The sequence below is a fragment of the Gordonia aquimaris genome (assembly GCF_026262595.1).
Classification (GTDB): Bacteria; Actinomycetota; Actinomycetes; order Mycobacteriales; family Mycobacteriaceae; genus Gordonia; species Gordonia tangerina.
This window is the reverse complement of the sequence record NZ_JAPKFM010000026.1, coordinates 46,479-60,883: the sequence shown is the minus strand read 5'-3', so window position 1 is coordinate 60,883 and position 14,405 is coordinate 46,479. Positions and strand designations below refer to the sequence as shown.

The following is a 14,405-nucleotide window of genomic DNA, read 5'->3' as shown; positions in this document are numbered from 1 at the left end:
ATCACTGTGCACGCACCCAACCACGCCACCACGCCGTCGCAGCGCAACGATGCTACGAGACCGGCTCGGCCAGCGAACGATCCGCGGACGGCTCGCTGCGATCGGGCGATCGGTTCAGCAGGTTGTCCATGGCGAGCCTGCCCGAACCGATGAACGCCAACAGGAACAGGGCCCAGCAGAACAGCGCCGCGGAATCCCCGTCATTCTGGATCGGGAGCAGTCCGTCGCCCTGATGCTTCCAGAAGTAGGCCACCGCCATCGATCCGGAGCCGATCAGGGCGGCCACCCGGGTCTGGAGTCCGAGCATCACCAGCAGCCCACCGACCAGCTGGATCGCTCCGGCCCACCACGATGGCCAGGCACCGAATGCCGCGGTGTCGCCCCCGTAGGGAGCGACCGGCCACCCGAGCAAGGTCGACGTTCCGTGACAGAAGAAGACGAACCCCACGACGATGCGGAATGCGGCGATGACCCACGGGGCGAGACGCTCTAGAGAGGTAAGCATTACCTAACTAGAGCACCTCGCGCGCGCGAGTTCCATACCCGTCCGCATGTTGTGGGCCATCCCACAACGTCAGCTGCCCCGCTTGATCCACTCCTCGAGGTGCGGCGATTCGGTGCCGACGGTGGTGCCGTCGCCGTGCCCGGTGTAGACCTTGGTCTCCGGATCGAGCGAGAAGATCTTCTCCTGGATCGATGCGATGATCGTCGGGAAGTCGGAGTAGGACCGGCCCGTCGCTCCCGGCCCGCCCTGGAACAACGTGTCTCCGGAGAACAGCACCCCGGCCTCCGGCGCATGGATCACCGACGACCCCGGCGAGTGTCCGGGTGTGTTGATCACCGTCAACGAGGTGCCGGCGACCTGCACCGTCTGACCGTCGGTCAAATCCTGATGGGAGACATCAGGATGCGTCTCGTTCCACAACATGTCGTCACCCGGGTGCAGCAGGATCGGAGCGCCGGTGGCCTCGGACAGTTCCGGTGCCACCGTGATGTGATCGTTGTGGCCGTGGGTGAGCAGGATCGCTTTCACGGTACGGTCTCCGACCACATCCAGGATCGGGGCGGCCGAGTGAGCGGCGTCGATGATGACGACCTCGGAATCGTCGCCGACGATCCAGATGTTGTTGTCGACATCCCAGGATCCGCCGTCGAGCTCGAATTTGCCTGAGGTGACCACGTTCTCGATGTTCAACGTCATGGTTACAGCTCCACCACCGAACGGAGCACCTTGCCGGCCTCCATGGACTCGAACGCCGCTTCGACGTCGGTCAAGCCCACGCGCTCGGTGACGAACTTCTCCAGCGGGAGCCTTCCTTGCTCGTACAGGTCGATCAGCATGGGGAAGTCGCGTTCGGGCAAACAGTCGCCGTACCACGACGATTTGAGCGCACCACCACGCGAGAAGAAGTCGATCAGCGGCATCTCGAGGGTCATCTCCGGGGTGGGCACGCCGACGAGCACCACGGTGCCGGCCAGATCGCGTGCGTAGAAGGCCTGCTTGTAGGTCTCCGGCCGTCCCACCGCGTCCACCACGACATCGACACCATTGCCGTCGGTCAGATCCTGCACGGCGGTCACCACATCGTCGACCTCGAGTCCGTTGATGGTGTGGGTGGCGCCCAGGTCGGTGGCCCACTCAAGCTTGGCCGGGTCGCGGTCGATCGCGATGATGGTGGTCGCGCCGGCGAGTTTGGCACCCGCGATCGCGGCGTCACCCACACCGCCGCAACCGATCACGGCCACCGAATCGCCACGCCCGACGTTGCCGGTGTTCATCGCGGCACCGAGACCGGCCATCACGCCACACCCCAGTAGCCCGGCCACTGCGGGATCGGTTTCCGGATTGACCTTGGTGCACTGCAGTTCGTGGATCAGGGTCTTCTCCGCAAACGCGCCGATACCCAACGCCGGAGTCAGCTCGGTGCCGTCATCGAGCGTCATCGGCAAACTGGCGTTGAAGGTGTCGAAGCAATACCACGGACGACCCCGCTTACAGGCCCGACACTGACCACACACGGCTCGCCAGTTGAGGACGACGAAATCGCCCACCTCGACGTGGGTCACATCCGAACCCACCGACTCGACGGTCCCGGCGGCCTCGTGACCGAGCAGGAACGGATACTCGTCGTTGATGCCGCCCTGTTTGTAGGCGAGATCGGTGTGGCACACCCCGCACGCCTTGATGGACACCACCACGTCCCGTGGTCCGGGATCGGGAATCACCACGTCGACCACCTCGGTCGGCGCGCCCTTGCTCCGTGAGATGACTCCCTTGACTGTCTGCGACATATCGGTTTTCTCGATCCTCTCGATGTGTGGGTGGACTGCCACCGGACGGTCCGCTACTCGTCTCAGTCTCGTGACGTCGACGGATACATGCATCCGGCCGAATGGATGGTTCTACCTAGACGAAAGTACAGCGGTAGTGCGTCGGCTCACTCCGCAGTGATCCCCGCGCGCGCCGCGAGCAGACCGGCTTCACCCCGGTTGGACACCTGCAGCTTCTGCAGGATCGCGGTCACGTGGAATTTGACGGTGCTCTCGCTGACCCCGAGCTCCGCGGCGATCGCCTTGTTGCGGCGACCCAACGCGAGGTGACCCAGCACCTCGAGTTCGCGTGGGTTCAGCGTCGACAACACGTTCTGGTCGGGCCGTTCCGCGGCGCTGTCCAGCGGCATCCGCGCCGTCACCCGGCTCCCCCAGCCGGCCAGCGTCTCCACTTCCAGCCGCCCACCGAGGGTCTGCAGCCGGCCGGCCAACTGCCTGGTCAGCGCATCACCGTCAAGATCACCGGCTCCCTGATCGCGCACGTCGACCACCAGTTCGTTGCCGCTACAGTCCCACGCGATACGCAACCTGGACACCGTGCGCTGCGTACCGAATGCGACCGCCACCACGCGCACAATGGCTCGGGCCGCGTGCGCGATCTCGCCGGGCAAGTTGCGTCCGCGTGCGGTGGGGGCCACGTAGTCGACGTCGACGTGGAGTTGCTCGGCGACGGGCCCGAACTCGACTCGCAGGCGCGCGAACGCCGAGTCGACATCCTCGGTGGCCAGCTTGTGGTCGGAGTCGCTCACCGACCGCAACGCGATCAGCGCGGCCGATGCGGTTTCCGCGGCCGCCGACCGTGCTGTCCGATCGTCGAGGTCGCGCGCACGCAATGTCCCGAGGATCGACACCAGCGCGTCCTCGTGTGTCTGGGTGAGCTGGGCGATGGTCCGGGCGCGTTCACTGGAGGCGGCGCGGGACTCGGCGAGGTAGTCGGGGCTGGCCTGCGCCACCTGCTGGCGGATCGAGGTCGCCACGATCGCGAACCATCCCCGCAGCTGATCACAGGACACCAGGCGGTCTCCGGCGCCCGGACCAGCGGACCTCGACGGCTTCGGGATCATCACGAGCAGCGTGTCGGTCTCATCCCGCACCACCAGCACGTCGCGGGTCACGCCACCGACGACCGCGATGGCGGCCGCTGCGGTTCCCGGGTCGACCGTCTCCTTGAGAGCGTCGAGTTCGTCGATGGTGACGCGGTCGACGATGTCCCGGTCGCCGGCGACTTTTCGCGGACGGCCGGTGCACTCGCGGGTGAAGATGATCAACGCACGATGCGGCCACTGCGAACCTACGAAGCGGGAGAATCGTGCGGCGATCTCCGGCAGCGGACCGTCGAGCACCGCCCGCAGCTGCTGCAGGCAGCCGTCGCGTTGCGCAGCGCTGGGCTCGACGGCAGTCCGCACCTCGCGCGTGGTCACGGGTCAACAGTAGTGCTGCGCAGCCCGCGGCCGTCGGGCGGTGATCGCCCGATCAGCCGAGCGCGTCGATCAGTTGCGCCTTCGTCATTGTCGAATAGCCCTTGATGCCCTTGGTCTTGGCCTCCGACCGCAGTTGGGCGACGGTGGGTTGCCCGGAGGCCGTGGACTTGGACGCGGTCTTCTTGGCCGGTGCCCGCCGACGCGGAGTCGACTCCGGGGCGTCAGGCACCTTCGTCGCTGATGATTCAGCCGCCTTCGGCGCCGAAGCGGACGCCGACGACCCGGGCTTCTCCTGAGCACTCCCTGCGTTGTCCCCGGTCGCCTTGTCGCCGGTCGCCTTGTCCCCCGTCGCCTTCGCTGGCGTCGCCGTGCCCGAATCCTTCTGCCCGATCAGCGCGAGGACCTTACCCTGCAGGGCAGCGGCGTCCTTCTCGACCTTCTTGAGTCGCTTCTTGGCGTCCTTCTCGGCGCGTTCGAGTTCACTTTGCAACCGCTCGACCTCTTTTTCGAGGCGGCCGATGAGTTTCTTCTTCTTGCCCATGTGCGTCTCCTCCGTGTCGTGCGCCGTCTGCGAGATATGTCGGTCTCTACCAAACCCTAACGGGCAGGTCGAGGCGGAGCTGCCGTCTTCGATGGCGCGTCGGCGTAACGTCGGGAGATAGTGGGTACCCACAAGGCGTCCGTTCCACTCACAGGAGGTGTCGATATGCCAGAACGTGATCCGGGCCCTTCGGTCAAGGACGACGAGCTCTACGAAAAGCTGCGGGACGCAGGCAATTCGAAGGAGAAGTCCGCGCGCATCGCCAACGCGGCAGCCAACGAGTCCCGGTCGTCGGTCGGCGAGAAGGGCGGCCAGTCGCCGGCCTACGAAGACTGGACGGTCGACGAATTGCAGGACCGCGCAAAGGAACTGGACATCACGGGTTATTCAGACCTCAAGAAGGATGAGCTGATCGAGAAGCTACGCAACCATTAGGCCGCCTCTCCGGACGAAGCGCGATCGGTCGATTCGGCCACGACCACATGTCCGCCGGCATCACCGCTGGCCGCCGTCAGCTGGATAATCCATCCGGGCACGCTCACCGGTGATGCCGGCGGACACCAAAGACGGTTTCCCTACCCCGGCAGCAGACCCGACCGCCGGGCGAGCACAACCGCCTCCAGTCGGGTCGTGGCCCCGAGTTTGGCCATCGCGTCCTTCATGTACCCCTTGGCGGTCTGCACGCCGATACCGAGTTCCTCGGCGATCCGGGCGTTGCCGTGACCGAGCGCGGCCAGCGCCAGCACGTCCTGCTCACGTTGGGTGAGCCGCACCGCTGGGTTCACGTCGGGCGTGTCATCGAGCAGGCCGTCGCCGATGCGTTCGATCTCGGCAGCCAACGTCTCGTCGTCGACGGATCGTTGCAGCCGACGCAGTCGGCTGTATGCGTCGGTGAGGCGGTCCCGCAGTTCGTCGCGGTCCGGCGACGCCACCGATAGCCGCTCGGCGACGATGCGTTGCTCGAGCGCACGGGCTTCGTCGGCCAGAATGTCAAAGGCACGTCCACCGAGGGGGTTGTCGGTGTGCACCGCCCCGTAGAGCACGGCTATCGGGCTGCGATCCACGATGACCGGCACGGCCGCCATCGCGCCGAGTCCCTCGGTGGCGATGATCGGGTTGTAGCGGTGGGTGATGTGCGGTGTGCGCAGGTAGTCGTCCACCGCGAGCGGCCGACGCATCGTCACCACCTTGCCGCCGAGGCCGTGCCCGACGTCGACGGCAACACCGTTGAGGGCGCCACGTGTGGCGCCTTCGAAGTGTTCGAGACGCACAGCCTGCCGTTGTCGGGTGGGCGGCACCGACACCATGCCGGCAAACGCGAGCGATACACCACTGGACCGCCGGATGCGGCGCAGCGCATCGCGCACAGATGTGGTCTCGCTCATGTCACCTCCTGGGTTCTCCCCCTCTTCGGGGGGTGGTCCGTCCGCCGCGGCACGCGCACAATGTGACCCACATTACCCGTGGCCTGGCAACCGGTGCCGCGGCGATGACCACCGTTCCCGACCCGAGGTTCGACGATGACCCAGACCGCATCCACTGCCCATCCGTCCGTGGAAGAGACCCTCAACGAGTGGATCGCCACGTTCGGCTCCGACACCGCCGACGCCGCGCACCTTTTGGTCGACCGGCACGACCCCGCCGCGGTCGCCTTCACCACCATCGATGTCGACGACGACCGCCTGGTGACCGTCGACCTGACCTACGGCGAGCTCGCCGACGCCTCCAAACGATTCGCCGCCGCGCTCGCCGAAATGGGCGTCGGCCGCGGTGACACCGTCGGTGTACTAATGGGCAAACGCGCCGAACTCGTGGTGTCGCTGCTGGCCATCGCCCGTCTCGGTGCCGTCTACATCCCGCTGTTCACCGCATTCGCGACGCCCGCCATCGAGATGCGGCTGACCGCCGGCAACGCCCGGGTGGTGATCACCGAGCCGAGCCAGGTCGGCAAGCTCGACGGAATCGACGGCATCACGACCGTCGTTGCCGGCGAGGAGTTCGACGGGCTCGTCTCCGCACACGACCCGGTGGACGAGTCGGTCGCGGTGGGCGGCGACGGCATGTTGATCCTGCTGTTCACCAGCGGCACCACCGGCGCACCCAAGGGCGTACCGGTTCCGGTGCGGGCGTTGGCGGCATTCAGCTGCTACATGCACTACGGGCTCGACGTGAACGCCGACGATGTGTTCTGGAACGCAGCTGACCCCGGCTGGGCCTACGGCCTGTACTACGGCATCCTCGGGCCGATGGCGATCGGTCGGCGAAACCTGTTGCTGCACGCCGGTTTCTCCCCGGACGTCACCACGAAGGTGATGCAGCAGCTGGGCGTCACGAACTTCGCCGCGGCGCCCACCGTGTACCGATCGCTGTCCAAGGACCCGTCGTTCACCGGTTTCGCGTTGCGCCGGGCGTCGTCGGCAGGAGAGCCGCTGACCCCGGACGTCATCGACTGGGCCCGTGAGACATTGCAGACCGAGGTGCGCGACCACTACGGGCAGACCGAGCACGGCATGTTCATCAACAACCACTGGCATCCCGACGTGGCGCAGCCGTTGGTGCCCGGATCGATGGGCACCCCGATGCCCGGATTCGCCACCGGCATCGTCGACGGTCAGATCGCTATCGAGGTCGCACAGAGCCCGTTGCTGTTCTTCACCGGTTACCTCGACGCACCGGACAAGACCGCGGCCCGCTTCACCCCCGACGGCGCCTGGTATCTGACCGGCGACACCGGCCGCAAGGACGACGACGGCCGGTATTACTTCACCGCCCGCGACGACGACGTGATCATCATGGCCGGCTACCGTATCGGACCGTTCGATGTGGAGAGCGTGCTGATCACCCACCCGTCGGTGGTCGATGTCGCGGTAGTGGGTCGCCCCGACGAGCTGCGCGGCGAGGTTCTCGAGGCGTTCGTGGTGCTCGCCGACGGGGTCGACGGCGACGACGCACTCGAAGCCGAGTTGCAGCAGCTGGTCAAGACCGGCTTCGCCGCCCACGCCTACCCGCGCACCGTCCACTTCGTCGATGCGCTGCCCAAGACCCCGAGCGGCAAGATCCAGCGGTTCATCCTGCGCAAACGAGAAAGCTGACCAGGAGCGAGCTCACCAGCCGCACCCCTGATCGGCCAGAAACCAGGACCGAAGTTGTCCGCATTCCTTCCTAGCGTTGACTTCACCAGCAACGACAACGAGAGGGACGATCATGGCCGGCACCTACACACCCGTCACACTTCCGTTCACCGTCAGCGGCGAAAAGGAGGATCTGCTCACCCTCCTCGCCGATCAGCGGCAGATGTTCACGGTGACGCTACGAGGGATCACCGAGGAACAGGCCCGCCAGCGCACCACGGTCAGCACGCTGACACTCGGCGGACTGGTCAAACACCTCGCGATGGGTGAGCAGAGCACGCTGGAGGAGCTCGTCGAACGCGACGACACAGCGGAGTTCGACATGCAGAAAGCCGCGCACGCCTACGAGCTGACCGACGACGAGACCTTCGCCGGGTGGGTCGAGGAGTACCACCGGGCGGCCGCCGCCCTCGACGATTACGTCGCACAGTCCGCCGGCCTCGACGAACTGATCCCGCAGATGACCGCACCGTGGCAGCCGGAGCGCGAGTGGTGGACCATCCGCAAGATGCTGTTGCACAAGCTCCGCGAGACCGCGCACCACTGTGGTCACGCCGACATCATCCGCGAAGCGCTCGACGGTCAGAACACGATGGCAGCACTCTACGACGGAACCGACCCCAGCGAGTGGGCGATCGGCTGACGTTCGTCGCGTGCACCGGCGAGCAGGCTCACCTCGATCGGCACCCCGGTCATGTTGGCCATACCCGCAAGTCGCTCGAGGTCGTCGGGGTCCGAAGAGATCAACGCATTCACATTGACTCCGCCGCTGCCGAGATCGTTGGCAGCGGCGGCGTTGGCCCGCGTCCAGCCGCCGGAACCGTTGTGACCCCACCCGTGTGGGATGGCCACCACACCGGGTTTGATGTCGTCGGTGATCGTCACCGGCAGCTCCACCTGCCCGTGCGCCGAGCGCACCACCACAAGATCACCTTCGGCAATACCTCGGGCCTCGGCGTCGTCGGGGTGCAGCCGCGCTGCGTGCTCACGACCGCCACGCAGCAACATCGGGGCGGTGTGCTGCCAACTGTTCTCCGACCTGATCTCGCGCATCCCGATGAGTCGCAGTGGGAGTCGCGGGTCTGCCGCGGTGGCCACGCGGTCGAGCTCGGCCACAAGTTCGGGAGCGTCGAGGCGCACTTTGCGGTCACGGTAGGTGATGGTGTCGCGTAACCGACCGGGCATCAGACCGTCGCCGACGACGACGCCGTGCGGTTCGTCACGCACCAGCCGTCGATACGTCAGCCCACCGCGGCGCAGACCGAACCGATCGCCGCCCAGACCCATTCGAATCACCACATCAGACAGCCGCTCCGGATTCCACGCGCGACCGACCCGAGTGGCCATCGTGTTCATCGCGTGGAGCGCCCCCAACGCGGGCACCTGCCGCGACAAGGCTCCGACGAGTTCGTTGATGACCGTCCACTCTTCACGCGCCTCACCTCGCGGTGCGATCACCGGGTCGGTGGCCTGTTTGAACGGCGTGGTGAACAACGCCTGGAACGGCAGCAGGAAATCGCCGCGCTCATACATCGTGGTGGCGGGCAGAATGTAGTCGGCGTGGGCGTTGGTCTCGTTTCGGTAGATGTCCAGCGACACCAGCAGGTCGAGATCGTCGAGATCGTCGAGCGCGTCGGCCAATTCGGTGCCGTTGGGGACCGACAACACCGGGTTTCCGGCACTGACGAACAACGCCCGCAGCTGCCCGCGCCCCGGCGTGGTGATCTCCTTGGCCATCACGGACGCCGGCGCGGTCCCCAGCACCTGCGGCAGATCCCCCACCCGACTCCGCCGCCCCGACCACGCAAACCGCGACACACGTTGCAGGGCGGCAACTCCGAATCGTTGGCCGGGAATGCCGAGGTCGCCGAACATGGACCCGCCGACGACGTCGAGATTACCGGCAACCAGGTTGACCATGTCCAGCAACGCGGTGGTCAGGGTGCCGGCGCGGCCCAACGAGGTGCCGATCCGGCCGTATACGGCGGCCCGTTCGGTGCGCACCAGCGAGCGCGCGAGCGCCCGGACCGTGTCGGGGTCGATGTCGGTGCTCGTCGCCGTCTGCTCCGGCGGGTACTCGCCGACGATGCGCTTGAGCGAGTCGAGTCCGACTGCGCGCTGCCGCAGCCGGGTGTCGTCGGCGAGTTTCTCCTCGAACATGACGTGCAGCAGCGACAGCAACAGCAACGCATCGGTGTCCGGCACGATGGGCAACCACTCGTGCTCGCGGGCGGTTTCGGTGTGCCGCGGATCGATCACCAGCACTCGCCCGCCGCGCGCGGTGATGGCGTTGAGCCCTTCTCGGATGCGCGGCGAACTCATCACGCTGCCGTGGGATACGACCGGGTTGGCACCCATGATCACCAGGAGGTCGACGCGATTGATGTCCGGGATCGGGGCTGCCACCGGATTGCCGTAGAGGAAGTGGCTCGCCACGAACCGGTTGTTCACGTCCTGCGACCCCGCCGAGTAGACGTGTGGGCTGCCCAGCAGGTTCATGAACGTCGCGGTCCACAGCGTGTGCCCGGTGGAGAAGGTCGCCGGGTTGCCGAAGTACCACCCGATCCCCGCACTGCCGTGACGCCGATGCACCCCACGTAGACGCTCACCGATGTCGGCGAGCGCGGTGTCCCAGGAGACCTGTTCGAACCCGCCGTCCGCGGTGCGCCGCAGCGGATGCAGCACACGGTCGGGGTCGTTGACGATCTCGGTGAAGGCGATGCCCTTCGGGCAGGCGAAGCCCTTCGACAGTGGATGCTGTTTGTCCGGTCGCAGCGAGATGAGTTCGTCGTTCTCGACCGTCGCGATCATCCCGCAGAGGGGCTCGCAGATCCGGCAGTAAGTGACCTTCTCCTGACGCATGGTGACTCCCCAGGGCTGATGCCAACACGATCTGACAACAAGTGTTGCACGATACCGTCGCGGTCATGGGCGAATGCCGCGACCGGCCTCATCGAACCGGTACGGCCAACGTGTTGCCGAAGCTGATCTGCGCCTGCCGACGGGCCTGTTCGAGTGTCATCGCACCGCGTTCGACGAGTCCGATGACACCGATCACCAGCATGGTGATCTGGCCGGCAGCGAACACCGGCTCAAGGCGCGGATCGATCTCACCGGCCTCCTGACCTCGCCGTATGGCCTTGAGGACCGGAACCGTGGCCCGGGCCTCGACGTCGAACAGGCCAGGATCGGTGCGGTGATACATCAGGATGAAGCGGTAGCGCTCTCCGATCGTGATCGCATCGTCGAGGAATGCCCGCAGGGCCGCCACCACCGGCCCATCGGCGGGCAGCCGACGGGCGACCTCGGCCGAATCGTCGAGCGCCTTCGCGTGTAGTGCACTCATCAGCTGGTCACGGCTGGCGAAGTGCCGGTACAGCGTCGCCCGATTCACCCCGGACGCCTCGGCGATCTGCTGCATCGATGCGTTCGGCTCGACGCCGAGTAGCCCGATCGCACCAGTCATGATGGCCGCGCGATTGCGTTCGACGTCGGCACGAACTTGCGTGGCGTGCGTCACAGGCATAGCGTACATGCAACACCGATGTCGCATTTCGGCGACGGCGGTGGCAGTCGGTGCGCCGGCGTGCAGCGGTCGGGGCCGCACGCCGGACGCGCGACGGTCGCGGCGCTGACAACCGCAGACATCGGTGTGCGCGTGGATCGTTCGAGGGGTGGTCCGGACGTCGACCGGCCACCGCCAGACCCCTGGGTCATCGTTGCGCCAGTACACGATTCGCAGTCGGAGCACTTGCCGAATCCGCCATATTCGCGGTCGCGAGGAACTACCGTGACCCCAATGGTGGGAGTGTGTGCCAGGCGCTACCCACCCCGACACGGCATCGCTCGACGAGGAGGTTGCGATGAGTGAGATCGACACAAGCGTGTCCCCGGTGGATGAGCCTGCCGACCGGGACGACTTCTACGACGTGATCATCCTCGGCGCCGGCCTGTCCGGTATCGACGCCGCCTACCGGCTCACCCAGGACAACCCGACGTTGCGTTACCTCATCCTGGAGCGCCGCGAACGCGTCGGCGGCACCTGGGACCTGTTCCGCTACCCGGGCATCCGCTCCGACAGCGACATCTTCACCCTCAGTTTCCCGTTCGAGCCGTGGCGACGACCCGAGGCGTTGGCCCAAGGCGCCGACATCCGCAATTACGTTGAGCACACCGCCGAGAAGTACGGCATCGCCGACCACATCCGTTTCGGTCAGCATGTCACCGCAGCAGATTGGGATTCAAGCACCGACACGTGGACGATCTCGGCCACCGCCGACGACGCGTCCCGCAGCTACCGCACCCGGTTCGTCTACTTCGCGACCGGTTACTACGATTATGACGATCCCTACACACCTCAGTTCGCCGGCATCGACGACTTCACCGGCACCGTGGTGCACCCGCAGCAGTGGCCCGATGACCTCGACCACACCGGCAAGAACATCGTGGTGATCGGCAGCGGCGCCACCGCGGTCAGCCTGATTCCGTCGTTGGCGAAGAGCGCCGGCCACGTGACGATGCTGCAGCGCTCGCCGTCCTACATCGTGTCGATGTCCCAGGCCCAGAAGCTCAATCCCCTGATCCGAAAGCTCTTGCCCCCCAAAGCAGCCCATCAGGTAATCCGCACCCGGTACGCAGCTCAGACCGCCGCGATGGTGCATGCCCTGCACCGCTTCCCCAAGATCGGCCGCAAGCTGTTGACCAGTGGGGTGCGCAAGGAGCTTCCGGACAACTATCCGGTGGACGTGCATTTCAATCCGTCATATGACCCGTGGGATCAACGCATGTGCATGGTGCCCGATGCCGATCTGTTCGAGCAGATCTCGGCGGGCTCGGTGGAGATGGTGACCGATCACATCGACCGGATCGATACCACCGGGGTGGCACTGAAGTCGGGACGGCATCTCGATGCCGATGTCATCGTGACGGCCACCGGACTCAATCTGCAGGCCTTCGGCGGAGTCCGCATCCGGGTCGACGATGCCGAGGTCAAGCCACACGACCGGTTCGTCTTCAAATCCCATCTCCTCGAGGATGTCCCGAATCTGGCCTGGTCGGTCGGCTACACCAACGCGTCGTGGACGTTACGTGCCGACATGACCGCACGCGCCTTCGCGAAGTTGCTGCACTACATGCGTTCCCACGGCTACACCCACGCATACCCGCATCTCGGTGAGGTGTCCATGCCGTCGCAGCCGTTGTGGGATCTCAAGGCCGGCTATGTCCTGCGGGCGCCGGACGCACTCCCGAAGTCGGGTACCCACGGCTACTGGAAGGTGCGCCACAACTACTACCGCGACGCCATCGATCACCACACCGACGACATCGAGAAGTCAATGGTGTTCGGCCGTGTGCCGGTACGCGCACGATCACTGTGACTGGGCATCCGCGACGCGGATGACCCGGCTGTGCCATCCGGTCGCGCCATCGGGGATCGGGGCCACGCGCTGTTCGGGCTGGACCCGGCCGGCGCCGTCGGTCGCCCGGCAGTAGATGGTGTGCTGACCGGGTACGGCGTCCCAGGCGAAAGTCCATTGCCGCCAGGTGTCGATGGAGTACTGCTCCGCGAGTTCGGCCCGCTGCCACGGGCCGTCATCCACCCGGACCTCCACCGCGCTGATGCCCCGATGCTGCGCCCAGGCGGTGCCGGCCACCACGACACGTCCGGCCGGCTGTGTGGACAGCGGAGCGGGCCGGTCGATGCGTGAGGCGGTCTTGATGGGTGCACGCACACCCCAACCCCGTTCGGTCCAGTAGGCCTGGGCGCGGTCGAAGCGGGTGATCTCCCAGTCGGTGACCCATTTGCAGGCCGACACAAATCCGTACAGACCCGGGATCACCTGACGCACCGGGTAGCCGTGTTCCAGCGGGAGGGGCTCGCCGTTCATGCCGATGGCCAGCAGCGCGTCGCGCCCGTCGGTGACGGCCTCGAGTGGGGTACCCGAAGTCCAGCCATCCACGCTGGTCGACAGCAGCATGTCGGCGTCGCCGCGCACTCCGACGCGGTCCAGGATGTCGCGCATCGGCACGCCGAGCCAGCGGGCATTGCCGGCCAGATCTCCGCCGACCTCGTTGGACACGCAGCTCAGCGTGATGACACGTTCGGACATGGACATCGCGAGCAGGTCATCCAGTCGAGGGTGAGTTCGTCGTCGACCATGCCGTGCACCCGCAGCCGCCAGTCCTGCGTGCTGAGCCGCGGCACCTGCAAGGCGGTGTCGATGCGGTAGAACTCCGCGTTGTCGGTGACGAACGGCGTGGCGCCCTCGATCTGCAGTTGTGCACCATCCGGGATCGGCTCGGCAGCCGATGCCGGCACCGGCAACCTCACGCGCCGACGTTCGGCCAGCACATCGCCCGCCCGCGACAGTTGCCGCGCGACCAGCGCGGACGCGCCCGATGCCGCGCCGATCAACACGGCGGCGGTCAGGAACTGTCGGCGATTCCATCCGGCCTCCGCCGTCCGGATCCTCGATCCGGCACACAGCAGCACCAGCACGCCGGCGGCGACGATGCCTGCGGCCAGCGGCGGCAGCACGAACGACGGGTCCGACGTGGGCCGCGTCGTCGTCGCCACCACACCGAACGCCGCGAACGCGACGACGACCGCGATCCCCCAGGGGGGTTTGCGCACCTGGATGATCCCGGCCACCACGGCCAGCGCCAGCAACGCCGCGCCGACACCCACCATCAACGCGGGCTTGTCGGCGGTGCCGAACGTATCGATGGCCCATTCGCGGGCAAACGCGGGTGCGTGGTCGACGAGAAACGCAGCCACCGCCTGATAGGGCGACGCGAACGGTGACACCAGCACGGCCACCAGCTCACCGACCGCGACCCCCGCCGCCACCGCGAGGATGCCTGCCACGGCTGCGCGTACATATGTTTCGACTCGCATGGTCTGCCTCCTCGCCGCGGCCTTCAGGTCTCAGCCAGGCATTCGTCCGCGCGGACTCACCGGATTGGTGCACCGCGCCGACC

The 14,405-nt window shown here is 66.5% G+C and carries 12 protein-coding genes and 1 pseudogene; 4 read left to right on the top strand and 9 right to left on the bottom strand.

What is annotated here, in order from left to right; all coding sequences use genetic code 11:
• Window positions 1–52: 52 nt before the first annotated feature.
• The 5 genes from OSB52_RS20125 to OSB52_RS20105 form a co-directional block, all read right to left on the bottom strand.
• Window positions 53–505 carry a DoxX family protein gene (locus OSB52_RS20125; protein ID WP_266063300.1) on the bottom strand — a complete coding sequence of 151 codons (453 nt, stop codon included), beginning with the start codon at window positions 503–505 and terminating at the stop codon, window positions 53–55.
• 69 nt (window positions 506–574) lie between these two features.
• Window positions 575–1,201, bottom strand: coding sequence for an MBL fold metallo-hydrolase (locus OSB52_RS20120; RefSeq protein WP_266063299.1), 627 nt, complete (start codon window positions 1,199–1,201; stop codon window positions 575–577).
• Between the two features lie 2 nt (window positions 1,202–1,203).
• On the bottom strand, window positions 1,204–2,292 hold the full coding sequence (locus OSB52_RS20115) for an S-(hydroxymethyl)mycothiol dehydrogenase (RefSeq protein WP_266063298.1): 1,089 nt from the start codon (window positions 2,290–2,292) through the stop codon (window positions 1,204–1,206).
• Between the two features lie 146 nt (window positions 2,293–2,438).
• Complete coding sequence (locus OSB52_RS20110) at window positions 2,439–3,692, bottom strand: helix-turn-helix transcriptional regulator (RefSeq protein WP_266063312.1); 1,254 nt, start codon at window positions 3,690–3,692, stop codon at window positions 2,439–2,441.
• Between the two features lie 112 nt (window positions 3,693–3,804).
• Entirely contained in the window at window positions 3,805–4,293 is a 489-nt protein-coding gene (locus OSB52_RS20105; RefSeq protein ID WP_266063297.1) for a Rho termination factor N-terminal domain-containing protein, read from the bottom strand.
• A 165-nt stretch (window positions 4,294–4,458) separates the two neighbouring features.
• Between OSB52_RS20105 and OSB52_RS20100 the strand changes: the two genes are divergently transcribed.
• Window positions 4,459–4,728 carry a DUF7218 family protein gene (locus OSB52_RS20100; RefSeq protein ID WP_266063296.1) on the top strand — a complete coding sequence of 90 codons (270 nt, stop codon included), beginning with the start codon at window positions 4,459–4,461 and terminating at the stop codon, window positions 4,726–4,728.
• A 140-nt stretch (window positions 4,729–4,868) separates the two neighbouring features.
• Here OSB52_RS20100 and OSB52_RS20095 read toward each other — a convergent pair whose 3' ends face one another.
• The gene (locus OSB52_RS20095) at window positions 4,869–5,678 is read right to left on the bottom strand and encodes a LuxR C-terminal-related transcriptional regulator (RefSeq protein ID WP_266063295.1); all 810 of its coding nucleotides are present in this window, start codon (window positions 5,676–5,678) and stop codon (window positions 4,869–4,871) included.
• 135 nt (window positions 5,679–5,813) lie between these two features.
• On the opposite strand from OSB52_RS20095, the gene OSB52_RS20090 reads away from it, so the two are divergent.
• On the top strand, window positions 5,814–7,385 hold the full coding sequence (locus tag OSB52_RS20090; RefSeq protein WP_266063294.1) for an AMP-binding protein: 1,572 nt from the start codon (window positions 5,814–5,816) through the stop codon (window positions 7,383–7,385).
• Between the two features lie 112 nt (window positions 7,386–7,497).
• Window positions 7,498–8,067 (top strand): DinB family protein, encoded by a 570-nt coding sequence (locus tag OSB52_RS20085; protein ID WP_266063293.1) that lies wholly within the window; start codon window positions 7,498–7,500, stop codon window positions 8,065–8,067.
• Here the strand turns inward: OSB52_RS20085 and OSB52_RS20080 are convergent.
• Together OSB52_RS20080 and OSB52_RS20075 are read right to left on the bottom strand one after the other, a co-directional pair.
• A complete protein-coding gene (locus tag OSB52_RS20080) occupies window positions 8,028–10,286 on the bottom strand; it encodes a molybdopterin-containing oxidoreductase family protein (protein WP_266063292.1) in 2,259 nt (752 codons plus the stop codon). The two genes, OSB52_RS20085 and OSB52_RS20080, sit on opposite strands and share 40 nt — an antisense overlap.
• A gap of 88 nt (window positions 10,287–10,374) precedes the next feature.
• Window positions 10,375–10,950 (bottom strand): TetR/AcrR family transcriptional regulator, encoded by a 576-nt coding sequence (locus OSB52_RS20075; protein ID WP_235721650.1) that lies wholly within the window; start codon window positions 10,948–10,950, stop codon window positions 10,375–10,377.
• 337 nt (window positions 10,951–11,287) lie between these two features.
• On the opposite strand from OSB52_RS20075, the gene OSB52_RS20070 reads away from it, so the two are divergent.
• Window positions 11,288–12,802 (top strand): flavin-containing monooxygenase, encoded by a 1,515-nt coding sequence (locus OSB52_RS20070; protein WP_266063291.1) that lies wholly within the window; start codon window positions 11,288–11,290, stop codon window positions 12,800–12,802.
• Here the strand turns inward: OSB52_RS20070 and OSB52_RS20065 are convergent.
• Window positions 12,794–14,322, bottom strand: a pseudogene (locus OSB52_RS20065) (molybdopterin-dependent oxidoreductase). The gene OSB52_RS20070 and the pseudogene OSB52_RS20065 overlap by 9 nt on opposite strands.
• Window positions 14,323–14,405: the final 83 nt, after the last annotated feature.

What these genes read in the sequence shown, in the direction of transcription:
- OSB52_RS20100 (WP_266063296.1), top strand. Translation starts at nt 4,459, where the DNA reads ATGCCAGAACGTGATCCGGGCCCTTCGGTCAAGGACGACGAGCTCTAC.
- OSB52_RS20075 (WP_235721650.1), bottom strand. Translation starts at nt 10,950, where the DNA reads ATGCCTGTGACGCACGCCACGCAAGTTCGTGCCGACGTCGAACGCAAT.
- OSB52_RS20105 (WP_266063297.1), bottom strand. Translation starts at nt 4,293, where the DNA reads ATGGGCAAGAAGAAGAAACTCATCGGCCGCCTCGAAAAAGAGGTCGAG.
- OSB52_RS20120 (WP_266063299.1), bottom strand. Translation starts at nt 1,201, where the DNA reads ATGACGTTGAACATCGAGAACGTGGTCACCTCAGGCAAATTCGAGCTC.
- OSB52_RS20070 (WP_266063291.1), top strand. Translation starts at nt 11,288, where the DNA reads ATGAGTGAGATCGACACAAGCGTGTCCCCGGTGGATGAGCCTGCCGAC.
- OSB52_RS20115 (WP_266063298.1), bottom strand. Translation starts at nt 2,292, where the DNA reads ATGTCGCAGACAGTCAAGGGAGTCATCTCACGGAGCAAGGGCGCGCCG.
- OSB52_RS20095 (WP_266063295.1), bottom strand. Translation starts at nt 5,678, where the DNA reads ATGAGCGAGACCACATCTGTGCGCGATGCGCTGCGCCGCATCCGGCGG.
- OSB52_RS20125 (WP_266063300.1), bottom strand. Translation starts at nt 505, where the DNA reads ATGCTTACCTCTCTAGAGCGTCTCGCCCCGTGGGTCATCGCCGCATTC.
- OSB52_RS20080 (WP_266063292.1), bottom strand. Translation starts at nt 10,286, where the DNA reads ATGCGTCAGGAGAAGGTCACTTACTGCCGGATCTGCGAGCCCCTCTGC.
- OSB52_RS20085 (WP_266063293.1), top strand. Translation starts at nt 7,498, where the DNA reads ATGGCCGGCACCTACACACCCGTCACACTTCCGTTCACCGTCAGCGGC.
- OSB52_RS20090 (WP_266063294.1), top strand. Translation starts at nt 5,814, where the DNA reads ATGACCCAGACCGCATCCACTGCCCATCCGTCCGTGGAAGAGACCCTC.